The 24,547-nt window shown below is 66.1% G+C and carries 16 protein-coding genes and 1 pseudogene; 7 read left to right on the top strand and 10 right to left on the bottom strand.

The features are described from left to right. Positions 1-30: 30 nt before the first annotated feature. From F7R02_RS01120 to F7R02_RS01110, 3 genes are all read right to left on the bottom strand, one after another. The gene (locus F7R02_RS01120; RefSeq protein ID WP_078591176.1) at positions 31-705 is read right to left on the bottom strand and encodes an energy transducer TonB; all 675 of its coding nucleotides are present in this window, start codon (positions 703-705) and stop codon (positions 31-33) included. A 310-nt stretch (positions 706-1,015) separates the two neighbouring features. Then, positions 1,016-4,126 (bottom strand): TonB-dependent receptor domain-containing protein, encoded by a 3,111-nt coding sequence (locus tag F7R02_RS01115; protein WP_078591177.1) that lies wholly within the window; start codon positions 4,124-4,126, stop codon positions 1,016-1,018. Between the two features lie 351 nt (positions 4,127-4,477). Further along, positions 4,478-5,212, bottom strand: a complete 735-nt coding sequence (locus F7R02_RS01110; RefSeq protein WP_033484542.1) for an SIMPL domain-containing protein — start codon at positions 5,210-5,212, stop codon at positions 4,478-4,480. A 138-nt stretch (positions 5,213-5,350) separates the two neighbouring features. On the opposite strand from F7R02_RS01110, the gene F7R02_RS01105 reads away from it, so the two are divergent. The 3 genes from F7R02_RS01105 (at position 5,351) to F7R02_RS01095 (ending at position 11,512) form a co-directional block, all read left to right on the top strand. Then, a complete protein-coding gene (locus F7R02_RS01105; protein WP_033484541.1) occupies positions 5,351-5,923 on the top strand; it encodes a Maf-like protein in 573 nt (190 codons plus the stop codon). Further along, positions 5,923-7,422 (top strand): ribonuclease G, encoded by a 1,500-nt coding sequence (rng, locus tag F7R02_RS01100; RefSeq protein WP_003486835.1) that lies wholly within the window; start codon positions 5,923-5,925, stop codon positions 7,420-7,422. Before F7R02_RS01105 ends, rng begins: the two co-directional genes overlap by 1 nt. Before the next feature lie 169 nt (positions 7,423-7,591). Then, a complete protein-coding gene (locus tag F7R02_RS01095; protein WP_078591178.1) occupies positions 7,592-11,512 on the top strand; it encodes a YhdP family protein in 3,921 nt (1,306 codons plus the stop codon). Positions 11,513-11,527: 15 nt separating this feature from the next. On the opposite strand, the gene F7R02_RS01090 is transcribed toward F7R02_RS01095, so the two are convergent. Then, on the bottom strand, positions 11,528-12,280 hold the full coding sequence (locus F7R02_RS01090; protein WP_078591179.1) for a DUF6065 family protein: 753 nt from the start codon (positions 12,278-12,280) through the stop codon (positions 11,528-11,530). 99 nt (positions 12,281-12,379) lie between these two features. Between F7R02_RS01090 and tldD the strand changes: the two genes are divergently transcribed. After that, positions 12,380-13,825, top strand: coding sequence for a metalloprotease TldD (tldD, locus tag F7R02_RS01085; protein ID WP_078591180.1), 1,446 nt, complete (start codon positions 12,380-12,382; stop codon positions 13,823-13,825). A gap of 169 nt (positions 13,826-13,994) precedes the next feature. Here the strand turns inward: tldD and yjgA are convergent, their stop codons facing one another. Beyond that, positions 13,995-14,576 carry a ribosome biogenesis factor YjgA gene (gene yjgA / locus F7R02_RS01080; RefSeq protein ID WP_005933477.1) on the bottom strand — a complete coding sequence of 194 codons (582 nt, stop codon included), beginning with the start codon at positions 14,574-14,576 and terminating at the stop codon, positions 13,995-13,997. 147 nt (positions 14,577-14,723) lie between these two features. Here yjgA and pmbA point away from each other — a divergent pair, with 147 nt between their 5' ends. Beyond that, positions 14,724-16,091 carry a metalloprotease PmbA gene (pmbA, locus tag F7R02_RS01075; protein WP_078591181.1) on the top strand — a complete coding sequence of 456 codons (1,368 nt, stop codon included), beginning with the start codon at positions 14,724-14,726 and terminating at the stop codon, positions 16,089-16,091. Between the two features lie 402 nt (positions 16,092-16,493). Then, complete coding sequence (locus tag F7R02_RS01070) at positions 16,494-16,892, top strand: DUF4870 domain-containing protein (RefSeq protein WP_078591202.1); 399 nt, start codon at positions 16,494-16,496, stop codon at positions 16,890-16,892. A gap of 69 nt (positions 16,893-16,961) precedes the next feature. Here F7R02_RS01070 and F7R02_RS01065 read toward each other — a convergent pair. From F7R02_RS01065 to F7R02_RS01040, 5 genes and pseudogenes are all read right to left on the bottom strand, one after another. Then, positions 16,962-18,058: pseudogene (locus F7R02_RS01065) on the bottom strand (M35 family metalloendopeptidase). A gap of 456 nt (positions 18,059-18,514) precedes the next feature. Then, the gene (locus F7R02_RS01060; protein ID WP_003486850.1) at positions 18,515-19,390 is read right to left on the bottom strand and encodes a polyprenyl synthetase family protein; all 876 of its coding nucleotides are present in this window, start codon (positions 19,388-19,390) and stop codon (positions 18,515-18,517) included. A 1-nt stretch (position 19,391) separates the two neighbouring features. Then, on the bottom strand, positions 19,392-19,652 hold the full coding sequence (locus tag F7R02_RS01055) for an exodeoxyribonuclease VII small subunit (protein ID WP_003486852.1): 261 nt from the start codon (positions 19,650-19,652) through the stop codon (positions 19,392-19,394). A 31-nt stretch (positions 19,653-19,683) separates the two neighbouring features. Continuing rightward, positions 19,684-20,985 (bottom strand): tRNA lysidine(34) synthetase TilS, encoded by a 1,302-nt coding sequence (gene tilS / locus F7R02_RS01050; RefSeq protein WP_078591203.1) that lies wholly within the window; start codon positions 20,983-20,985, stop codon positions 19,684-19,686. Between the two features lie 369 nt (positions 20,986-21,354). Then, on the bottom strand, positions 21,355-23,061 hold the full coding sequence (locus F7R02_RS01040) for an alkaline phosphatase family protein (RefSeq protein ID WP_078591183.1): 1,707 nt from the start codon (positions 23,059-23,061) through the stop codon (positions 21,355-21,357). A 142-nt stretch (positions 23,062-23,203) separates the two neighbouring features. On the opposite strand from F7R02_RS01040, the gene F7R02_RS01035 reads away from it, so the two are divergent. After that, complete coding sequence (locus F7R02_RS01035) at positions 23,204-24,544, top strand: dicarboxylate/amino acid:cation symporter (RefSeq protein ID WP_005912974.1); 1,341 nt, start codon at positions 23,204-23,206, stop codon at positions 24,542-24,544. The last annotated feature ends 3 nt before the right edge of the window (positions 24,545-24,547 follow it).

Below are 24,547 nucleotides of genomic sequence, written 5' to 3'. Positions count from 1 at the left end.
CGGTTGCAGCCCGCCGCATCCGGTCACCGCTCAATTCAGCGAGAAACTCACCGGCACCAGACCATAGGCCTGCACGGCCTGACCGTTCTGCATCGCCGGCTGGAAGCGCCAGTTGCGCAGCACCTGGCTACGCGCGGCCAGGTCGAGCATGCGATGACCACTGCTGGTCTGCACGCTGACTTCGGCCGGACGCCCATCGGTGCCGACCAGGACGCGCAGCAGGACCGTGCCTTGCTGACCTGCGCGCAGTGCGGCCGCCGGATAGCTCGGCGCTGGCGAACTCAGATACTGCAATCGACCTGCTTCGATCGGTCCACTGGGTGCGGTGGTCGTCGGGGCACTGTCTGCAACGACGTCGGAGACCATTGCGGCAACGGCAGACGGTGCGCTGTCGACCAGGGATGTTTCACTGACCACCGGAGTCTGTACCGGCAGCGGGAGCGACTTGGTCGGTGAATGCGTTTTCGGCGTGAACGTGACTTCGACGGGAAACACCCGCGGTGGTGGCGGCGTCGGGATGCTGACCGGCATGAGCCAGCGCTCTTTTGGCGCGGTCTGCTGTGGAATGGCCCGATGCGAGAGCGGAATCAACAACAGCCCGCCCGCCAGGAGGTGCAATGCCACGGCCGTGCTCATCGCCAGAACGCGCGAGGGGTCGATGCCAAGGGGACGGGAAGAAACCTGCGATTGCGTGCGAACCATCATCCACCTCCAGAACGGAACTGCGGAAAGGACCAGCGCGACCCGGACGCACATCACCATCCGGTAGCGTAGGTTTACCGCAGCGGTAACGACCGCACAAGCGCCACGCAAGATTGCGTGGCTGCGCCGAACCGTCAACGCGGCACGCGTCATCCTTGTAATGCTCGGCGATACCTCGCCGCTCACGCGTGTCGCATGGGTCAGCCGCGGCAATCATCCGCGCAAACGAAACGCCCAGCCGAAGCTGGGCGTGCATCGAAGAAAAGCCCAGCCCTTCGCAGGGCTGGGGAAGCGACGCTGACGGGAGAGTGCGTCAGTAGTCGTACGACACGGAGAACATGGCGTAACGCGGCTGGGTGAAATAAAGCCCCATTCCGTAGGTATTGGACAGCGTGAAGGCGCTATCCTCCCAGGTCGAATCCACCTGCAGCGGCTTGCGTTCGTTGAAGATGTTGAAGGCCTGCAAGGTCATGGCGAGCTTGTTGTCCGCGAACGCCGGGCGATAGGTCAGGCCCAGGTCGACGATCTTGGTCCACGGCAACCGGCCCGCATCGCCCGGACGCGACGGTTGGCCATTGCAGGTGTGGTACGAAGAACCATAGCCCACCGGATCGCCGGCATCGGAATCTTCGCTGATGCCGTTGATGCTCACATATCCCAGGCAGGATTTCGGGGTGCCGGACAGGATGCGGATATTGCCCGCGATCAGCCATTCGGGTGCGATCTGATAGGAGCCGTAAAGCTTGATCTGATGGCGGCGATCGTTGGCCAGATACCCGCCCGAGTACCACATCAGCGCAGCAGCGTCCCAATCCTGGGTCTTGGACACATCGGTCTGCCCGATATCGGATTTCACCTGGCCCTCGGTATTGCCGAAGTTGCGCGACCAGGTGTAGTCGATACGGCCTTCCCACTTGCCGTCGAATGGATGCTGCAGGAACAGGTCCACCGCCAGGTACGTGCGCTTGGCCTTCTTGTCGAAGCCCCAGTCCGACGGCGACATCGTCACCGAGGTGCGGCCCGAGCCATCGAGATTGGCGAGGCTGAAGGAATTGGTTTCGCCGGGATTGAAGATGATGCAACCGGGCACGTTGACGGTGCTCGGGTCGACGCCCGATGCCGTCAACTTTGTCCGCATGCGGTCCGCATCGCAGACGTCGTCGATGGTGGCGCCGAGCGTGCGATAGGTGGCCTTGGCGCCGGTGACCCAACTCTCGCCCAGGGTCTTGTCGAAGCCAAGCATGAACTCGTCCTGGTACATCGACTTCAGGTCGGTGGCGGCGATGCCGGCGGCATCCGGTGCCTGGCCGCATTCCAGATTGGACGACACGATGTTGCCCGAACAGGAGAACCCGGCGGATGGATCCACTGCGACCGGCGTCAGTCCGGTCGGGCTGCCTTGCGCATCGATGCCGGAGTAGGTGAAGTATTCGCGCGTGAAAGTGGACGGCGATGCGCCACGGATGGCCACGCTGTTGGGCAACGCCAGGTAATAGCGACCTGCGTTGCCGTACACCTTCAGCGACGAGTCGCCGAACACATCCCAGCTCAGTCCCAGGCGCGGCGCCCATTGGTCGCCGCTGGTCACGTAAGCCTCGCCCGCATCGTTGAAGTTGGTGAACTTGTCGTTGCGGATACCCAATGTCAGCAGCAGCTTGTCGTTGACTTGCCACTTGTCCTCGAGGAAGTAAGCCTTCTGCGCGACTGACATGCTGGTCGCCGTATTGAACACCGAGCGATACACGTAGTAGCCGTTGCCACCGGCCGGACCCACGCCCAGTGCAGCGCTGATGGGCGAGGTGGGGCGGGAAGAGCGGCCATAGATCCAGCGGTAGCCTGGACCCGTGGTGATGACGCCCTCGTTGTTGGCATTGAAATACATGTTGTCCACGCCTGCGGTCAGTGTGTGGCTGCCCAGCACGTATTCCAGATCGATGCGCAGGCCGCGCGTCTTGTTTTCGCCGTCGCGTGCCTGGCTGGAGGTCTGGTTGTTGCGTATCTCGCTGCCACCGGTGATGGCCGGGTCCTGCAGATTGGTGTTGGTCAGCAGCGGTGCGGTGCTGGGGTTGTTGCGGAAGTCGGTCTGGCGGCTCTTGCCGTAAGTGGCGCTCAGTGTCAGATCGTCGGTGATATAGCTGGTGTACTTGCCGATGTAGTAGCGGTCGTTGACCTTGACCGTATCGGCGAATGCGCCGTTGGCGTCGCTGACAACGTCCGGGTATCCGTTGAAATCGGTATAGGCACCGCCTTCGCGAGAATTGTTCTTGACGCCGGTCAGTTCGAGAATATTGCTGTCGTTGATGTTCCAGTCGATCTTGGCGTAGACCTTCGGCTCATCAATGCTATAGTTGTTGCGGCCGATGACCGGGTCGTCCCTGCGTGCAGTGGAAACGCCTTCGGTGCGTTCCTGCTCTGCGGCAACGAACACGAACAGGCGGTCTTCGACCAGCGGGCCGCCAGCGTAGACGCTGTAGACCGTGTTCCAGAAGGTGTCGTCCTTTCGGCTGCGGTAAAGCGTGCCTGGCAGGCTTTCGTCGCTGTACTCATAGCCGGCAGGCGGTGCGGTATCGGGGTAGAAGACATTTTTGTAGTCGCTGGACAGCGACCTCGGACGCCACAAGGCCTGCGCGCCAAAATGCCACTCGTTGGTGCCACGCTTGCCGACCTGGCTGAGCACGCCACCGGCCGAGCGGCCGTAGCGGGCGCTATAGCCGCCGGTATACGTTTCCTGCTGATCGATGGCACCAAACGGCAGGGTGACACCGCCGATGTTGGTCAGCGGATTGGAGCTGAGATAGCCATTGAGGTAGTAGGCGTTTTCGGTAACGCCGGCGCCGCCGAAGGAAATGGCGTTGCCGAAATAGCCGCTGCCTTGCACCGCACCGGGCGACAATAGCGCGATCGCTTCGCCCGAGCGCGCCAGCGGCAGGCGTTGCAATTGCTCGGCCGTGATGACGGTGCGTGAAGCAGTGGCGGAGACGTCCACCGGCGAGATGTTCTTGCCGGTCACCGTGATGGTGCCCAGGGTGGCAGTGTCGTCGGACGCATTGCTGCTGCCGAAGGACACATCGGTGCCGGCGCCGACGCGCAGCGCGATGTTCTTGCGGGTCTCGGCGGCCTGGCCTTCGCGCTGCAGGGTGACGGTGTAGGTGCCCACCGGAAGGTTGCCGATGGCATAACGGCCATTGGCATCGACGGTTGCAGTGCGCGTCAAACCGGTGTCGCTCTGCGCGGTGACCGTGGCGCCTGCACTGGCCGGCGCGCTTCCGTAGATGCCGGCGGTCGTGCTTTGCGCGGCCGCAGTGCCGGTGGCGAGCATGCCGACGGCGCCGCTCAGGGCAAGCGCAAGCATGCTGATGCGGCCATAGCGCGCAGGCGACGTGGAACGAAACGGGCGGCGTTGCCGCGCGGCGTGGCTGGTCATCTCTATCGCTCTCCAGATGGGCGCCGTCACGAAGATGACGGTGCGCTGACAACCGATGCTAGAGAGCGGTCGCGCCTGCTTAAAGAATAATTTCGCTAAATTTCATGTTTTTTTAAGCACAAACAGCTAAAAGCGCGTATTCAGACCAGGTCCTCATGACTCTGGGCACTTGCAGCCAGGCAATCTTTTTGTTTCTTAGGGGAAATGTGGCTCGCTGCCAGTCACTGGCAACCACCATCGACTGGCGGCGGCCAGAAGTGAGGTGCGCTCTACCAAGCGTGCAAACGACATTGCCCTCCGAAGAGGGCAATGCAAACGCAACACGTGAGGCTTGAGGGTGGGGCTACCCTGTCAACGCCCCAGTTCGAACGTCACATCCAGGTTTATCGACAAGGTGCTCTCGCCGGGGGCGACCGGGGTGTCCATCTCGGCCTTTGCCGAGCGCATCGAGGCGGCCATCATCATCGGGCGAACCGCGCCGCCGCTGCGGCCCTCGGAGATGCTGACGATGCGGCGCACCTTCAGCCCAAGCGATTTCGCATAAGTGTCGGCGCGCGCCTGGGCCTTCTTCAGTGCGGCAACGCGGGCTTCGTCGTAGACCGGCTCGGGTTGGTCGATCGAAAAACTGGGGCCGTTGATGTCGTTGGCGCCTTGCGCGACCAGGGCGTCCAGCACCTTGCCCAGGCGCGTGATGTCGCGCACCTTGAGGCTGACCGTGTTGCTGGCCTGGTAGCCGTTGATCTTGGGCGCTTCGTTCTCTTTGTAGGTGTACTGCGGGCTCAGATTGATGCCGCTGGTTTGCACGTCTTTGTCGGCGATGCCGGCGGCCTTGACGGCGGCCATGACCTTGCTCATCTGCTCGGCATTCTGGCGCATGGCGGCATTGCCGTCGGCGGCCTGGGTGACCACCCCGGCAGACAGCGTGGCGATGTCCGGCACACGCTTGGCCTCGGCCTCGGCCGATACGTTGAGCAGGGTGCCGTCGCTGGGAATGGTATAGCTCGACGCAGGTTGGGCGTGGGCGGTCATGGCGGTTCCGGCAGCGATGGACAGGGCCAGCAACAACGGCTTGAGATGGGTATGCATGAGATCTCCTTGTCTGTGTGGCGAGCGTGTTGGCAGGTCGATGAATATGTTGTGAGTCGAGCACGGCCACGCCGTCGGCAACGGTGTGTGCGTTCACCAGGCAAGCGGGCGAGTGCGGGCAACAGGTATGCTGGACGGATGCTCTATCTCGCTTCCCGTTCGCCGCGCCGACAAGAACTCCTGCAACGCCTGGATGTGCCGTTCCAGACATTGCAACTGGATGTGCCCGAGCTGCGCGCAGCCGATGAATCGCCCGACCAGTACGTGCAGCGCGTCGCGTTGGAGAAGGCCCACGCCGGGCTGGCGCTGGTACAGGCCGCCGACCCCGACGCCATCGTGCTGGGTTTCGATACCGAAGTGGTGCTGGGCGAGCGGGTGTTCGGCAAACCGCTCGATGTGGACGATGCCATCGCCATGCTGCGTGAGTTGTCCGGTCGCACCCACCAGGTGCTCACGGCGGTGGTTCTAGTCTGCGCACAGCGCGCGCCGGCGCAGGCATTGGTGGTGTCGGAGGTCACCTTTGACACCCTCGATGATGCGCAGATCGCCGCCTACGCCGCCTGCGGCGAGCCGATGGGCAAGGCTGGCGCCTATGCGATTCAGGGCCGCGCCGAGCGCTTCATCCGCCATCTGTCCGGAAGCTATTCCGGCGTGATGGGATTGCCGCTGTACCACACCTCGCAGTTGCTCACAGCCTTCGGAGCGCATTGATGTCGGAAGAGATTTTGGTCAACGTCACCCCGCGCGAGACCCGTGTGGCGGTGATCGAGAACGGCATGCTGCAGGAGTTGCATATCGAGCGCGGCTGGCGGCGGGGCGTGGTGGGCAATATCTACAAGGGCAAGGTGCAGCGGGTGATGCCGGGCATGCAGGCTGCCTTCGTCGAAGTGGGGCTGGAGCGTGCCGCGTTCCTGCACGCCAACGACGTGGTCCGTCTGGCGCCGGCGCCGGCCAGCGTGGTCGATACCGAAGAGACCCCGATCCCGCCGCCGCCGCCGGCGTCGGTGCCGATCGTGGAGCTGCTGCGCGACGGCCAGGAGATCGTGGTGCAGGTGGTCAAGGATCCGATCGGCACCAAGGGTGCGCGGTTGACCACCCAGATCAGCATTCCTTCGCGTTATCTGGTGCTGCTGCCGCAGTCCAAGGTCGTTGGGGTGTCGGCGCGCATCGAAGACGAAGCCGAGCGGCTGCGCCTGAAGACCATCGTCAGCGAGGTCTCGGCCCAGCATGGCGGCTTCGGCTACATCATCCGCACCAATGCCGAAGGCCAGCCGGCCGAGGCACTGGCCGAGGACATCGCCTACCTGTCGCGGGTCTGGAACGTGGTGGAGCGCCGCGGCCGCGAAGCGCCGCCGTGCAGCATCATCTACGAAGACCTGAGCCTGCCGCTGCGTGCGGTGCGCGACCTGATCCGCCGCGACGTGGAAAAGGTCAAGGTCGATTCCAACGAGACCTTCGTGCAACTGCAGGCCTTCGTGGCCAAGTACATGCCGGTGCTGGCCGAGCGGCTGGAGCTGTACACCGGCGACCGCCCGATCTTCGACCTGTACGGCGTCGAAGACGAGATCGGGCGCGCGCTGAACAAGCAGGTGCCGCTCAAATCCGGCGGCTATCTGGTGATCGACCAGACCGAGGCGATGACCACCATCGACGTGAACACCGGTTCGTTCGTCGGTCAGCGCAATCTAGAAGAAACCGTCTTCCGCACCAACCTGGAAGCCGCGCAGGCGGTGGCGCGGCAACTGCGCCTGCGCAACCTGGGCGGCATCATCATCATCGACTTCATCGACATGGACGACTCCGAGCACCGCCGGCAGGTGCTGCGCACCCTGGAAAAAGCGCTGGCGCGCGATCACGCCAAGACCACCGTGTACGAGTTCTCGCCGTTGGGCCTGGTGGAGATGACCCGCAAGCGCACCGTCGAAAGCCTGGAGCGCCAGCTCTCGGAAACCTGCGGCCAGTGCGGCGGAAGAGGCACCATCAAGACCGCCGAAACGGTGACCTACGAAATCTTCCGCGAGATCACCCGCGCCGTGCGCCAGTTCGATGCCGCGCGCCTGCTGGTGATCGCCTCGTCCAAGGTGGTCGCGCGCATCACCGATGAGGAATCGGCAGCCGTCGCCGAGCTGGAGGAGTTCCTCGGCAAGAGCATCCGCTTCCAGTCCGACGACCAGTACCTGCAGGAGCAGTTCGATGTGGTGCTGCTGTGAGGCCGGGAATGGGGAATCGGAAGTGGGGAATGGGTGTGGAGCAACAGCCGCTCCACGGGACCTTTGGTATCACTTCAACTTCGTTGCGCAGGCGGGCGGCTAACCGGTCGTGCGCCTGCGCTGGTGCTCTTACGATTCCCTATTCCCCATTCCCCATTCCCAGCCGTTAATGCCCACCCCGCTGCGCCGCCGTCTCCGTCTGTTTCGCCGCTATGCGATCACTGCCTGCGCGCTTGCGCTGGTGGCGGTCGCGTTGTTGGTGGGCGCGGCCAGCCAGGCGCTGCCGTTGGCCGAGGAACATCCGCAGCAGATTGCGCAGTGGCTGAGCCAGCGTGCCGGTCAGCCGATTGCGTTCGATCGGCTGCAAACCGAATGGACCCGGCGCGGTCCGCTGCTGCGGCTGGATGGGTTGCGCATCGGTCGGCACGGCGAGGTGCGCATTGGCCAGGCCGAGGTGCTGCTGGCGATGTACGCCGGGTTGCTGCCGGGCCATTCACTGACCGAAATACGCCTGCGTGGCCTGGCGCTGACCTTGCAGCGTAGCGATGACGGTGTGTGGTCGGTCCAGGGCATGCCCAGCGGCGGGAACTCCGATCCGTTGGATGCGCTGCGCCGGCTTGGCGAGATCCAGCTGGCCGAAGCGCGCCTGCATGTGACCGCGCCTTCGATCGGCTTGGACACCACGCTGCCGCGCATCGACCTGCGCCTGCGCGTCAGCGGCTCGACCGTGAAAGTGGGCAGCCGTAGCTGGATCGATCTCAAGCGCGCGCCGCTGACGGCGGTGCTGGAATTCGATCGCGACAGCGGCGACGGCAGCGCCTATGTGCAAGCCGACCCGGCCGACCTGTCCGCATGGGCGTCGCTGCTGCAGTTCGGCGGCATGCGCGTCGATGGCGGTGGGGGGCGCTTGCAGGCCTGGGCGCAACTGCGCGCACGCCGGATCGCTGCGGTGAGCGTGGATGTCGACCTGCAGCAGCTACGCCTGTCCGGGGCCGCGCTGCCGGACGAGACCGCGCGGCGCACGCTCACCTGGGAACGGCTGCAGGCGCGTGCGCGCTGGCAGACCATCGATGGCGGCTGGCGCGTGGACGCGCCGCTACTGCGCCTGGGCCAGGCGGCGCAACTGCAGCGCCTGGACGGGCTGAGCATTGCCGGCGGGCGCCGCTACGCGGTGATGGGCAGGCATGTGGATGCCTCGGGCCTGATCGCAGCGGCCGCCCTGAGCGAGCAGTTGTCGCCGGCCTTGCGGCGCTGGCTGAGCCTGTCCAAACCGCAGCTGCGCGTGGCCGACCTGCAGGTCGCCGGCGAGCCGGGCGGCGCACTGCGCGCGCAGGGCCAGATCGAGGAGCTGGGGTTTTTGCCGGTGGGCAATGCGCCTGGCATCAGTGGCCTGCGCGGCACCATCGATGGCGATGCGCAGGGCGTCGAGCTGGACCCCGCGCCCGACGCCACGCTGCGTTTCGATTGGCCGACCGGCTTTGGCGTGGTGCACGAGATCCAACTGGCCGGCAAGATCGTCGGCTGGCGCGAAGGTGCTGGCTGGCAGGTCGCCACCCCGGCGCTGCGTGTGCAGGGCAAGGATTACGGCGCCAACGTGCGTGGCGGGCTGTGGTTCCTGGGCGATGGCAGCCGCCCGCGCATGCAGCTGGCGGCCCAGCTGGACGATGTGGCGCTACCGGTGGCGCGCAAGTTCTGGATCCGCTCCAAGATGAGCGAGGCCGCCATCGACTGGCTCGACATGGCCGTCGCCGGCGGTACCGTCACCGGCGGCACTGGCCTGGTCAGCGGCGATCTGGACGATTGGCCTTTCGACAATAACGACGGGCGCTTCGAAGCGTTCGGGCAGATCCGCGATGGCGTGATCCGCTTCCAGCCGGACTGGCCGGCGATGGAGCAGGTCCAGGCCAACCTGAGCTTCATCGGCAACGGCTTCTCGCTGCACGGGCAGGGCGATCTTGCCGGTACCCCGATCGCGCAGCTGGAAGCTGGCATTCCCAGCTTTGCCACCTCCGAACTCTACGTCCGCGCCTCCACGCAGGCCGATGCGGCGCAATTGCTCGGCATGCTGCGCAAGAGTCCGCTGGAGCGGCGCTATGGCGACACCTTGCGCAATCTTACTGTGTCCGGGCCGGCCGCCGTGACCTTCGACCTGCTGCGTCCGTTGCGGACGCATGGCGTCGGTGGCCATCTGCAGGGCACGGTGGCTCTACAGGGCGCCAAGCTGGCCGACGCGCGTTGGGATCTGGCCTTCGATCAGGTCAGCGGGCAGGCCGAGTATCGCGACACCGGCTTTGCCGCCGAGCGGTTGAGCGTGCAGCACGAAGGCCGCAGCGGCGAATTGTCGTTGCGCGCTGGCGGGTTGGTGCAGGACCCGAAGCAAGCCTTCGAAGCACGTCTTGGCGCCACCCTGGATGCCAAGGAACTGTTCGATCGTGCACCCCAGATGGAATGGCTGCGCCCGTACGTGCATGGCAGTGCGCCCTGGCAGGTGGGCGTGGATGTGCCGCTGCCGCCGCCGGGACAGACCGATGCGAACGCGGTACTGACGCTGCGCTCCACTCTGGTCGGCACCACGCTGGATCTGCCCGCGCCATTGGACAAGGCAGCCAGCGAGCCACTGGATACCCGGGTCAAGGTTGCGCTGCCGCTGGGCGATGGCGACATCGATGTGGGGTTCGGCAAGCTGGTGGCGCTCAAGGCCAGCAGCCATGGCGCGCAGACCGGCGTGCGTGTGGTGATGGGCACCGACACCGTCACCGAACGGCCACCCGCCAACGGGCTGGTGGTCACCGGCCGCGCCGCGTCGCTGGATGCGATCGACTGGATCAGCCTGGCGCGCGGCAGCAGCGGCGACGCCGACATGCCACCGCTGCCCGGCCAGCCGGCCGTGCCCAGCAAAGACCCGATGCCGTTGCAGCAGGTGGATGTGCAGGCAGACCGGTTGCTGATGATCGGTGGTGTGTTCCCGCAGACGCGTCTGCGTCTGCGCCCCACCCGCGATACCGTGGCGGTGACGCTGGACGGACCCTCGCTGGCCGGCCAGCTCACCGTTCCCAATGCCGACGGCGCAACGGTGCAGGGCACGTTGAAGACCGTGCACTGGCAGCCGGTGGAGGCGCCTGCCGAGCCGGCCGCGCCCGAACCTGGCGACCCATTGGCAGGCGCGTTGCCGGAGCCCGCGCGTCGTGCAGTGGCCGAATTCGACCCGGTGTCGATCCCCCCGCTGGCATTGGATATCGACGATCTGCAGATCGGCAAAATGACCTTCGGTGCGGCCACCCTGCGCAGCAGCCGGCTCACCGATGGCATGCAGGTAGATCAGCTGCAGCTGCGCTCGGACGATCAGAATATCGGCCTCACCGGGGCCTGGCGCGGCAAGGGCGAGGCGGCCAGCACGCGCCTGTCGGCGCGCGTGGATAGCCGCAACCTGGGCAATCTGCTGCAGAACCTCACCCTGGGCGGCCAACTGCGCGGCGGTGAAGGGCAACTGGAACTCAATGCCGGCTGGCAGGGCTCACCAACCGGTTTCGCGCTCGGTTCGCTGGACGGCAACCTCAAGGTCGATGTGCGCAACGGCCAGTTGCTGGAAGTGGACCCGGGCGCCGGCCGCGTGCTCGGCCTGCTGAGCGTGGCGCAGCTGCCGCGCCGGTTGATGTTCGACTTCCGCGATTTCTTCTCCAAGGGGCTGGCCTTCAACAAGCTGGCCGGCGAGGTGCGCTTCGGCGAGGGCTTCGCGCGGACCGATGCCATCCGCATCGAAGGCCCGGCCGCCGACATCGCGATCCGCGGCCAGACCGACCTGCGCGCGCAGACCTTCGACCAGACCGTGGACGTGAACCCCAAGGCCGGCAACCTGCTGACCGTGGTCGGCGCGGTTGCCGGTGGCCCGGTGGGTGCCGCCGTCGGCGCAGCGGCCAACGCAGTGCTCGGCAAACCGCTCGGTGCCATCGGTGCCAAGACCTATCACGTCACCGGGCCGTGGAAAGACCCGCAGGTGGACGTGGTGGAGCGCGAGGCGCGCGAGCGGCCGCCGAGCAAACCGGCCGCACCCTCCGGCAAGTCCGGCAAGACCGATCCGACGCAGCGCTGACGGAGTCCGTCGGCCTCACTCTGCGGGCGTGTCCTCGCTGCCGGCACGGGTAAACATCGGCAAGCGCAGTCGCGACCGATGCCCCGGCACTGGCGGCTGCGCGGGTGCAGCCACGCCAAGAAAGTAGCCACGCTGCCATTTCTCGCGCGCCGCGGCCGATTGCGCATCGGGCAGGTCATCGAGAAAACGCGTGCGGCTCCGCGTCCAGTCGGCGTGTTGCTGCGCCAGCTGCGGCGCCTCGGACAGCGGCTTCCACTGCGGCTGCACCTGCTCGATCAACTGTCGCTGCAGCGGGAACAGATGACAGAACGGCTCGCCCGCCTCGAAGCGCACCCGCCCGGGCCGGGTGAAGCGCCAGTTCATGGTGAAGGTATGCGGGCTCCAGTCGGTTTCCACCATGCCGCTCAGCGCGCCGATGCCGTCCTTGGGCCGGTTCAGGGGCCCGGTGACGAACAGGTCGATGCCGGTGTCGGTGCGGAACAGGCACGGGACGTGGAAGGTCAGCACGCCATAGCCGAAGTGGCTGATCGCCGGTGCCTGCGTGTCTGCATCGGCGCTGATGGTGATCGCCGCCAGCGCGTTGCTGCCGTCCCAGCTGGCCTCGAAGCCGGACCGGCACAGCAGCTCCCAGCCATGCGCGTTGGCGATCGCCAGCGGCAGGCAACGGTAGGCGTAGCGTTGTTCGGTGGCGTCCATCCACGCGCGCTCGTGCGGGGCAGGGCGGATGTCCAGCGTGTGGCCGTCCAGAACGTGGGCGATGAGCTTCATGCGCGGGCGATCGGTGAAGAGCTGACCGACGATGATAGCTGCGCCGCATGTTCAGCCGAACGACTTGTCTCCCCGGCGCGCGGGCCCCATCCTGACCGCATGACCGATAACGCTCTCACTCTGGCCGAAACCCGGCTGCTGCTTCCCTCCGGCCTGGACGCCGGCCATCTCGACCGCACCTTCGGCGCCCTGCTGGGCCCGGGCATCGACTTCGGCGATCTGTATTTCCAGCATTCGCGGCGCGAGAGCTGGAGCGTGGAAGACGGCATCGTCAAGGACGGTGCGCACTCCATCGAGCAAGGCGTGGGCGTGCGCGCAATCGCCGGCGAGAAAACCGGCTTCGCCTATTCCGACGATATCCATCGCGATGCGCTGCTCGAAGCTGCACAGTCCGCGCGCGCGATCTCGCGCGAGGGCGGCGCGCAATCCACCCGCTCACTGGTGCGCGGCAGTGGCCGTGCGCTGTACCCGGCCACCGACCCGATCGACGACATGGACAGCGCCACCAAGGTGGACCTGCTGCGCCGGATCGACCAGTTCCTGCGCGCTGCCGACCCGCGCGTCAAGCAGGTGATGGTGAGCCTGTCCGGCGGCGTGGACACGGTGCTGATCGCCCGCAGCGATGGCGTGCTGGCAGCGGACGTGCGCCCGCTGGTGCGCTTGAACGTGCAGGTGATCGTCGAACAGGGCGGCCGGCGCGAATCCGGTTATTCCGGCGGCGGCGGGCGCTATGGCTATGCCGACCTGTTCGCCGACGGCCGCCCGGAAGGCTTCGCGCGCGAAGCGCTGCGCCAGGCGCTGGTGAATCTGGATGCGATCCCGGCGCCGGCCGGGGTGATGCCGGTAGTGCTCGGCCCGGGCTGGCCCGGCGTGCTGTTGCACGAGGCGGTGGGCCACGGCCTGGAAGGCGACTTCAACCGCAAGGGCACCAGCGTCTACGCCGGGCGCATCGGCGAGCGCGTGGCCTCGCCGGGCGTGACCATCGTCGATGACGGCACCCTGGACGGCCGTCGCGGCTCGCTCAATATCGACGACGAAGGCACGCCCAGCCAGTGCACCACGCTGATCGAAGACGGCGTGCTGGTGGGTTACATGCAGGACAGCCACAACGCGCGCCTGATGGGCGTTGCGCCCACCGGCAACGGCCGCCGCGAATCGTTCGCGCACCTGACCATGCCGCGCATGACCAATACCTACATGCGTGCCGGCCAGCACGACCCGGAAGAGATGATCCGCTCGGTCAAGAAGGGCATCTATGCGGTGAACTTCGGCGGCGGCCAGGTCGACATCACCAGCGGCAAGTACGTGTTCTCCACGACCGAGGCCTACCTGATCGAAGACGGCAAGGTCACCGCGCCGGTCAAGGGCGCCACCCTGATCGGCAACGGCCCGGAGACCATGCAGAAGGTGCGCATGATCGGCAACGACCTGGCATTGGATGAAGGCGTGGGCGTGTGCGGCAAGGACGGGCAGAGCGTGCCGGTCGGCGTCGGCCAGCCGTCGCTGTTGATCGACGGCATCACGGTTGGCGGAACGCAGGCCTGAGATGCGGGGAATCGGGAATCGGGATAGGGGAATCGCAGCGGCAGGAGCGCAGAGCAGCGCGTCGGGCCTTTGCCGTTTGCCGGTTCAGCAGAGGGGAATCGGGAGTCTGGATTTGGAATTGGCAACGGCTGGGATGGCCGTTGCCTCGATTGATGGATCGAGCGGATCCTTATTCGTCGTCCTCCGACGCCGATTCGCCGTCTTCCAATTCCGAATCCCCACTCTCCAATCCCTGCTCTTGAGACAGGTCGCGCAGCACCTGGAACAGTTCGCGGTAGGCGCGCGGAGGCTTGTTTTTGGCGCGTTCGTGGATCGCGTTGCGTACCAGCTGACGCAGTTGCTGGCGGTCGGCAGCCGGGTAGGCTTCCAGCAGTTCGGCCAGCGCCACGTCGCCTTCGGCGAGCAGGCGTTCGCGCCAGCGCTCGACCCGGTGGATCGCCGCCACTTCGCGGCGCGCGGTGTCGCTATTGGCGTCCAGCGCATCGCGGATCGCGGCCAGGGTCTGCTCGTCCTCGCGGCGCATGTGCTTGGCCAGAAACGCCAATTGCCGCTTGTGCGCGATATGCGAGGTGATCCGCTTGCTCTCTTCGATATGCGGGATCAGCGATTCGGGCACCGGCAACTTGGCCAACTGCGCCGGGGTCAGCGCCACCAGCTTTTCGCCCAGGTCGAAAATCTCCAGCGCCTCGCGCCGCTGCTGGCTGCGGCTGGCGCCGCGAAATTCACCGGTCTCTTCATCGCGTCCGCGCATTGCCACCACATCCCGAAACTTGGTTGATAAACATCTCCGGCCTCGAACGGCCGGGCGTCGGCGGAACAACTCCGCACCGAATTCAAACACTCCGGCCATGGACAGCCGGGCTTTCGCGGACGGATCCGCGTTTCCAAGGATAAAGCATTGAACGTACTCTCCTCCGAAATCTGCGTCACCGACGACAGCCTGCAGCGCCTGGATGCGCTCACCGACATCTCCCAGCGCCTGCTCGCGCGCGCGCGTGCGGCCGGCGCCACGCAGGCCGAAGTGAGCTGCAGCGAAGAGCGCGGCCTGGACGTCAATGTGCGGCTGGGCGATGTGGAGACGGTCGAATCCACCCGCGATCGCGGCATTGCGGTCACGGTCTACTTCGGCAAGCGCAAGGGCAGTGCCAGCACCGCCGACCTGCAGGAGTCCAGCCTGGAATCCACCGTGGCGCAGGCCTGCGCGATCGCCCGCTTCACCGAGGACGACGTGGCCGCCGGCCTGGCCGACCCGGAGTTGATGGCGCGCGAGTTCCCCGAGCTGGATGGCTGGCACCCGTGGGCGCTGGACGCCGACACCGCGGTGGATCTGGCGCTGGCCTGCGAAACCGCCGGCCGCGACGCCGATGCGCGCATCAGCAACTCCGACGGCGCCTCGGCCAGCACCGGGCTCAGCCTGTCGGTGTACGCCAATTCGCATGGCTTCGTCGGCCGCGAGCGCGGTACCTATCATTCGATCAGCTGCGCGCTGATCGCCGGCCAGGGCGACGGCATGCAGCGCGACGGCTGGTACAGCAGTGCACTGGCACGCGAGGACCTGGAAGCGCCCGACGCCATCGGCCGCCATGCCGCCGCGCGTACCGTGGCGCGCTTGCAGCCGCGTTCGCTGCCCACCGGCCAGTTGCCGGTGCTGTTCGCTCCGGAAGTGGCGCGCTCGCTGGTCGGCCACCTGCTCGGTGCGGTGTCCGGCGGCGCGCTGTATCGCCGCGCCAGCTTCCTGCTCGACAGCGTCGGCAGCAAGTTGTTCCCGGACTGGTTCAACATCGAAGAGCTGCCGCACCTGCGCCGCGGCTTGCGCTCGGCCGCCTTCGACGGCGAAGGCGTGGCGACGCGGCGTTCGGCGCTGATCACCGACGGCGTGCTGCAGCGCTATGTGCTGGGCAGCTATTCGGCACGCAAGCTGGGCCTGCAGACCACCGCCAATGCCGGCGGCGTCCACAACCTGCAGGTCACCGCCAATGCAGGCGATCTGGCGTCGATGATTGCCGGCATGTCGCGCGGCCTGCTGGTCACCGAATTGATGGGCAATGGCGTCAATCCCGTCACCGGCGACTATTCGCGCGGGGCTGGTGGCTTCTGGATCGAGAATGGCGTGATTGCCTATCCGGTCGATGGCCTGACCGTCGCCGGCAATCTGCGCGACATGTTCGCCGGCATCGAAGCGGTGGGCAGCGATGTCGATCCGCGCTCGCACGTCAAGATCGGCTCGGTGCTGATCAACCGCATGACGGTGGCAGGCGACAGCTGAGCGGCATCGGCTGTACCGGCTTCACCGGTTTCCGAGCGGCGGCTTGTTGTGTCGGCGCACGTCGCGCGAGCAGTCGTTCGAGTCTGACGGTGCATGCGCGTGGGGCCGAAGCGGGCAGTCACGGTTCGCCCCCGCGTTCTCGGGCGCGCGATGCAAGAGGGTATGGATCATGCGGCGGCGCGCGCGACGTGCGAGCGCTATCTGCGCACCTTACGACGCTATTGAATAAGCCATCTGCGTCTTGTGGGCGGCGCTAGCTCGCCGCAAGGCAGGGCGGTCTTGTCGCCACGACGTGGCCCATTGCAGCCACGGCCGGGCCGTGCGCCCACGTCTTTCCGCACTGGTGGCTGGTTGAATCGTTGCTATAGTCCGCCGCACCACAACCATGCACGGGGAGACATGATGAGCGAATTCGAATCGCACGCTGCACCGCCACCGCCACCGCCGCCGCCGGTCGGCACCAGCAGTCCGTCGGAGGAGCGCACGCTCGCGCTGGCCGCGCATCTGCTCGGCATCGTGAGCTCGTTCGTCGGCGCGTTGGTGATTTGGTTGATCAGCAAGGACGCCAGCCCGTCCAAGCCGTTTGCGACCGATCAAGCCAAGGAAGCGCTGAATTTCCAGATTACCGTGCTCATTGCCACCGTGGCAGCGATCATTCTGACCATTGTCTCGTTCGGCATCCTGTTCTTCTTGCCGACGCTGGTGTGGATTGCCAACCTGGTGCTGTGCATCCTGGCCGCAGTCAAGGCCAACAATGGCGAGCATTACCGTTACCCGTTCGCGCTGCGTCTGATCAAGTAACTGGTGCAGTGGAAACAACAAAGGCCCGGCAGCGATGCCGGGCCTTTGTCGTATCAGGCGATGGAGCGATCAGTTCTGCGCCGGGGTGTTTTCTGCGAAGTACTCATGGCTGTCGGCATTGGTGATGGCCTGCGCGGGGTTGCTGATCGCCAGGCTGCGCGCGCCGGACTGGCCATACACGCGGTCCTGGGTGCCGGCCACCACGGTGAAGTGGCTGGTCTCGTGCACCAGCGTGCCGGCCTTGGAGTCGGTGCCGGTGGTCGATGCACTCCAGAAGGCGTTGCAGACGTGGATCTCATACGGCTGGTTTGGATAGACGTAGGCATAGGCATCCGCCAGATCCGCCTCGCAGCTGCAGTTGATCGTCAGCTGGCCGTTGTTCTGGTCCAGCGCATTGTCGATGTTGACGAAGTTCGAGCTCACCCGGCTGTAGCGCGAGGCGTTATAGGTGCCGAACCAGGTGGTGTAGCGCGCACCAGTGCTGCCGGCGTTGAGGTAGTTGCGCGCGTTCTGCGAGTAGTTACGCGCGGCAGTGACGGCGCTGCCGGCCTGGCTGGTGCGGGTGGTGCTGCAGTTGAGGTAGTTGATGCCGTTGACCACGGCGGTCGGGCCGACTGCGAGCTGGCGCTGCACGCCGCGCCGCGCGCCGTCCAGCCAGACGGTAAGCGGGGTGCTGGTGGCCACGGCCGGCTCGCCGTTGGCCGCTTTCATCAGGCTGCCGTCGGAGAAGGAGGCGTACTGCAGCGCCGAGCGCACCTGGATGGTGTAGTTGCCGCTGGTGGACAGATCGTAGGCGCTGGCCAGATCGACCTCGCCCTTCACGCTCTGGCCCGGCTGCAGGATGGTGAAGTCGGCGGCCTTGGGCAGGCCGCGCTTGACCAGGCGCCCGGTGTAGTCCACTGGCTTGCCGTCGCGGCTCACTTCCAGAATGCCGTTATCCAGTGATTTCAGCGGCAGCTGATAGGTCGGCACGCGCGCGATCCGGCTGCCATTATTGTGACGGTGACGGCGATCTTGCCCTGAAGACGCCCAACCTGGTCGGCCACTGGCGACAGTTCGATGGTCAACGGAACCGGGCCGCGCACGGACTGCGCCTGCGCCGATCCGAAGACGCCAACAACGGCCAGCGTGCCTGCTGCAAACGATGCAAAAAAAACGTTCTTCACCAGTAACTCTCCGTGTGATCGGGGGATGTCCGCGGATGCGGGCAAGCCAAACCTAGGCAGGACGAGCGAACGCGACAAGTTATTCAATTGCGAATATTTTTGTTCGTATCGAACTTATGCACGGTGCCGAAATATCACAAATGTCGACAATTCAGCTTTAAATGTGCATTCGGTCACGTGCTGCGACTTCGAATGTGTCAACGACTGGCACAAACGCACCCAAGAAAAGTTGCAATGTGTGACCGAGTTCGCTGGTTGGTCGCCGCTGCTGCAGGCGTTGACCGTGCGCTGGCGCACGGAGTGCGCAAATCATGTCCTTTGCGTCCGATTTATGTCGTCAATGGTCGAGATGTGGCCGCGAGCGACCGGCGCGCCGTCGCGGCACGCAGGAACTTCAGATCCATTCGGCATCGGCCGCCCCCGCTTGCTGCGGTGTAGCGGCGTTGGCAACGGCGCCTAGTGCGCGCGGTTCACCGCAAACCGGGCCAAGGTGGCCAATGTCTCGCCTGGTTGCCCGTAGGGCTGCAGGACGTCATGCATGCGCGCGGCCAGTTCGGCCAGCTTCGCCTTGGCGCCGTCCATCCCCAGCAGGGCGGGGTAGGTGGATTTGGATTGCGCCGCGTCCTTGCCGGCGGTCTTGCCCAGCTGCGCCGAGCTCGATTCCACATCCAGGATGTCGTCGCGCACCTGGAAGGCCAGGCCCAGCGCGTCGGCAAATTCGTCCAGGCGCTGCTGGTCGGCCAACGCTGCGCCTCCGGTCAGTGCGCCCATCCGTACCGCTGCACGGATCAACGCGCCGGTCTTGAGCGCATGCATGCGTTGCAGGTGCTGCAGCGATTGCAGTTGCCCGGTCGCATCGATGTCCAGCGCCTGGCCGCCGCACATGCCCGCCGCGCCCGCCGCGGTGGCCAGGCTCTGCATCCAGCCCACGCGCAGTTCGGCGCTGGCAGAGGCAGCGGCGAGTAATTCGAACGCGCGCGTCTGCAAGGCATCGCCGGCCAGAATCGCGGTGGCCTCGTCGAAGGCGATATGCACGGTGGGCTGGCCGCGTCGCAGCGCGTCGTCGTCCATCGCCGGCAAATCGTCGTGCACCAGCGAATAAGCGTGAATCAGCTCTACTGCCACCGCGGGCGTGTCGAGCTGATCCTCAGCGGCACCGAACAATGCGCCGCTTGCGTAGACCAGCAGCGGCCGCATGCGCTTGCCCCCGCCCAGCACGGCGTGGCGCATCGCTGCATGCAGGCGCTGCGGCGCATGCGTGGCGCTCGGCAAGCCGGCCTCCAGGCTGCGTTCGGTGCGGGCGATCCAGTGGTCGAACAACGCCGAGCTCACCTCAGCCGTCCAGCGACGGCGGTTCGAAGGCTTCGGCAAGCTCGGGGCGGGCGGGGTCGGTCAACAAGCGTACGCGCAGTTCGGCCTGTTCCAGCGCCTGCTGGCAATCACGGTACAACCCGATGCCGCGTTCGTAGGCCGTGAGCGATTGCTCCAGGCTCAGATCGCCGACTTCCATCTTCTGTACCAGTTGCTCGAGTTCTTCCAGCGACTGTTCGAAGCGGGCAACCGGGGACGTTTCGTTCAAGGACTTCTTGGCCATCGCTAAAGTGTGCGGCGCGCGCGCAGGCGGGTCAATTCGCATCGGCAGCCTCGCGCCATTGCAGCGATGCGGCATTGGCCTGCAACCATGCGTTCAAGGTGCCGGAAATGATGCAGTCGCCGGCGGCGAGCACCTGCGCGCCTTCCCACAGGACCGGCAGGCGCTCGCGTTCCCACGGCGGTAGATCCAGCGTCTGCAGCAGATGTTTGAGTTGGTGCGAATGCCCGCGCTGCGGCAACACGATGCGCTCGCCGCCCTGGCGGGCCCGAACCAGCAGCGGTTGCGCAAAGCGCAGGCCCTGTGCGCCGAGCAACCGCAACTGCGCACCGTCGGGGAGTTGCAGGGGCGCTGCGCCGTCCCACTGCGCGTGCCAGTCCGACGGCCAGGCCGCAGCGGGGCGATGCAGAAACAGGCACTGGCGCCAGCGGCGTACTTCTACCTGCTGCCACGCAAAGCAGGCGTGCCGATCTGCAGCGTGATTGTCGATTTCCTGCTCCAGTGCGGCCACGCCGTGCGCAGGCAGCGGCGGCGCGTGCGCCGCACTCACCCAGGCGCGCAACAGCCTTGCCCTTCGTTCCACAGATTGCGCGCGCAACGCTTGCAGATCCAGCGCGCCGCTGGCGGTAAGCACGCCTGGCAGCAACGCCATGTCTTGCTGCAGCAGCAACGCGCTGGCATCGGCGCTCAGTTGCGCACTGCGCGCCAGCGCGTCGGTCGCCTGCGGCCAGCGTTGCTGCAGCAACGGCAACACCTGGGAGCGCAGGAAATTGCGGTCGTGGCGTGGGTCGGTGTTGCTGGGGTCATCGATCCAGCGCAATCGGTGCGCATGCGCGTAAGCAAGCAGATCGGCGCGCGCATGCGCCAGCATCGGGCGCCACAACGTGCCGCTGGCGAACGGGCGCTGCGGGCGCATCGCCGCCAGGCCTTCGGGGCCGGACGCGCGCAGCGCACGCAGCAGGAACGTTTCCGCCTGGTCGTCGCGATGATGCGCCAGCGCCAGCCATTCGCCAGCAATGAGGGCCTGCGCAAAAGCCGCGTGGCGCGCATTGCGTGCTGCCGCTTCCAGCCCAAGCCCGCTGTCGCGTGCCACCTGCACCCGCACGATCTGCAACGGCACCTGCAGCGCGTCGCACGTGCGTTGGCAATGCGCCGCCCAGGCGTCGGCATCGGCGTGCAACCCATGATGCACATGCAGCGCGCGCAATCCTGCGTGTCGATAGCGCGGCCTCGCCGCCAGCAGATGTAGCAGTACGCTGGAATCCATCCCGCCGCTGTAGGCCAGCAGCACCGGGCCAGGCGGGGTGGCTGGCAGCAGCGGGGTGCCGGTCAGCACAGGCGCGACCTCGCAGCGCATCCTGCGCGCCTGGTGAGCAGATGCCGTCCCGGCTGCGTGATGGCCGGTCGGTCGCCTGCCTGCGGTGTTGCCTGCTGAAGATACAGCGACGTTTCCAGTGTTCTCGGCGTCCCACAGCGCGAACAACGGTGCGCAGCTGCAGCCTTGGCTGCAATTGGCTGCCGTGCACGGTTACCGCATCGCTTCGCGACGGCCCGTCTGAGCACCACACCGACAGCCGGGGACTGCGGCCGTTTGCAGACGTGCTCGCACACGGCATTGGCGACGCCAGGCAGGCAGGTCGAGCGGCGCTGCGTCGACCGCATCATGCGCCGGCTCGCCCGCCATCGCTGCAGCGCCGCCTGCGCATCAGCGCTTGACCGCAGCCTCGAACGTGGCCGGCTTGGGCAATTCCACCGGCACACCAGCGGCATTGCAGGTGCCGGCTTTGCACAGGCGCTCGCGCAGGCGCGGAGTGGCCTGGACGATGACGTGGTAGATCACGTTCTCTTCCAGCGTGCCGCGGAATGCCGCGCTGCCGGGGCCGGTGGCCCAGATGCCGACATCTTCGCCGCCGTGGCTTTCGGATTTGGTCGGCACCAGCGCTTCCTGCATGTAGCTGGGGGCTTCGGTGTCGACATGGCTCAGGTCCGGACGGCCATTGGCCGGCTCGCTGCTGCTGGGTTCGTGCGGATACTTCTTGGGACCGGCCGGCTGCGCGTTGCTGGCACCTGTATAGCCGGGGCCGTTGGCGTAGCTGAGCGTGGTGTACGGCTGGCCGGCCAGGTCGGTGGCCAGCTGGCTGCGGTCGCCTTCTTCGCCGCCGGTGCCGCGCACCTTGCCCAGGATCGGGTTACCGCGCACCGGGTAGCCGACGAAGTTGAGCGTGTGCGAATGGTCGGCGGTGACGATGATCAGCGTGTCCGGTGGCGCAGTCTGCACAGCAACGCGCACGGCATCGGACAGCGACACGGTTTCATCGAGCGCGCGGTAGGCGTTGCCGGCGTGGTTGGCGTGATCGATGCGGCCGCCTTCGACCATCAGTACGAACCCGTTCGGGTCGCGCGACAGCGACTGGATCGCGGTGCGGGTCATCTCGGTCAGGCTAGGCTCGCCCTGCGGGGTGCGGTTGCGGTCGTGATCGAACTGCATGTGGTCCGGTTCGAACAGCCCCAGCAGCGCAGGTGCACCGGATGCTGCCTGCAATTGCTGCTCGTTCCAGACATAGGCGCCGTGCGGGTGCGCTTGTTTCCACTCGGCGACCAGATCGCGACCGTCCAGGCGCAGGCCCACCTTGTCGTCGTATTCCGGGTCGCGCTCCTGCACGCTCTGGAACTGGCTGCGTCCTCCGCCCAGCACCACCTGCGGGCCTCGGCCGTAGCGGGCGGTGGAGAGCAATTGCTGGGCAATGTCCTGGCAACCGGCAGCACGCGCCGACTCGGGAAGGTCGGTGTCGTTTTCCCAGTTGCGGTCCGGCGAATGCGCATAGGTTGCCGCCGGCGTGGCATGGGTCAGGCGCGTGGTGGTGACGATGCCGGTGGCCATGCCGGCGCTGTCGGCCAGCTGCAGCCAGCTCAGCAGGCCCTTGTTCAAGCTGTCGGCGCAGTCGCTGCGGTTGCCGCTGCTGACGCCGATCGCGCCCATGTGTGACTTCACGCCGGTGGTGATGGAGGTCATGGTGCCGGCCGAATCCGGCGTCTGCGAGTCGGTGTTGTAGGTCTTGCTGAAAGCGGTGGCGGGAAACTGCTCCCACGACAGCAGGTTCTCTTCGCCCGGGCCGCCCTTGCGCTGGCCGTCCAGGATGCGCGCGGCGGCCACCGTGGTCAGGCTCATGCCATCGCCCAGGAACAGGATCACGTTGCGCGCCTTGCCGGCCATGGCGCCGTTGCCGGCCGCGCGGGCGGCGCCCGAGCGGTACCACCATTGCGGGGTTTCGTCGGCCGGGTGCGTGACCGGCGGCACCTCCACGCGGACCGACGCGGGTGCGGAGGTGCCGCTCCCGGTGGTGGAAGCGCAGGCAGCGACGCACAGCGTGGTCAGGGCGGCGAGGGTAGGCAGGCGGTAACGCATCGGCATCGAACTCGTGACTGAATCAATCCCCATTATGCCGCGCTGGGTGGTGTCACACCGATGACACAGCGCTGTTCCAGCTGTGGTCTCGCGAGCAGGGCAGCCCTGGGCTATGGTGCATGCACTTTCCCCCAGAAGATTCGACGACATGAAACTGGTTGCGGCGTGGTTGCGCATTCCGTTCTGGCAGCGCGTGGTGGCCGGCTTTGCGCTGGGTGCGATCGTCGGAGCGGCCATGGGCCCGGCGGCCGATGTGTGGTTCGGTCCCCTGGGTGACCTGTACGTCACGCTGATCAAGATGATCGCCATCCCGCTGGTGTTCTTTGCGGTGATCAATGCGATCTCGTCGTTGCACGGGCAAAAGTCGGTTGCCGCACTCGGCGGGCGCACGTTCTTGTGGTTTGTGATCACCGCAGCATTGGCGGTGGCCGTGGGCCTGGCGGTCGGCACGATCATGCAGCCGGGTGCCGGCCATTTCAGCTTGAGCGTGGATTCGGGCTGGAAACCGCGCGATGTGCCCAGCCCGGTCCAAGTGCTGCTGGATGTGGTGCCGTCCAACCCGTTCTACGCATTGACCGGCATCGGCACCAAGACCAACGCGGCCGGCGAAACGGTGCTGGCGGCGGGGCGTGGCTCGATCCTGCCGGTGATCTTCTTCGCCGCGTTGTTGGGCTTTGCGATGGTCAAGCTCGGCGAGCGTGTGGCCGAGGCGCGCAAGCTCACCGGGCAGATGAGCGACATCATGATCCAGGTGACGCGCTTCGTGCTGGAGATGACTCCGCTCGGCACCTTTGGGCTGATCGCTGGCCTGGTCGGCAGCTACGGCTTTTCGAAGCTGCTGCCGTTCGGCAATTTCGTGCTGGCGCTGTATGTGGCCTGCGCGATCCACATTGTGGTGGTCTACAGCAGCCTGTTGCTCGCACATGGGCTCAACCCGTGGAAGTTTTTCCGCGGTGCCGCGCCTGGCATGCAGGTGGCGTTCGTCAGTTCGTCGAGCTTTGCGGCAATGCCGGTGGCGATGCGTTCGATTACCCACAACCTGGGGGTCAGCAAGGATTACGCTGCATTCGCGGTACCGCTGGGCGCCAGCATCAAGATGGATGGCTGCGGCGCAATCTTTCCGGCGTTGTGCGCGGTGTTCATCGCGCAATACACCGGCGTCCCCCTGACCGCCAACCAGTATTTCGTGGTGCTGATCGCCTCGGTGCTCGGCAGCTTCGGCACGGCCGGCGTACCGGGCACGGCGGTCATCATGGCCACGGTGGTGCTGAGTGCGGCCAATCTGCCGTTGGAAGTGATCGGGTACCTGTATGCGATCGACCGCATCCTGGACATGATGCGCACCATGACCAACGTCACCGGGCAGATGCTGGTGCCGGTGCTGGTGGCCAAGCAAACCGGCCTGCTCGACAAGAGCATCTACGAATCCGCCTCCACCAATGTGGGACTGGAAGAACCGCCGGCTGACAGCGCCAAACCACTGCGCTGAGGC

Origin of the sequence: Xanthomonas cissicola, from assembly GCF_008801575.1 — a bacterium.
GTDB classification, from domain to species: Bacteria; Pseudomonadota; Gammaproteobacteria; order Xanthomonadales; family Xanthomonadaceae; genus Xanthomonas; species Xanthomonas cissicola.
This window is presented reverse-complemented; position numbering and strand designations above follow the sequence as displayed.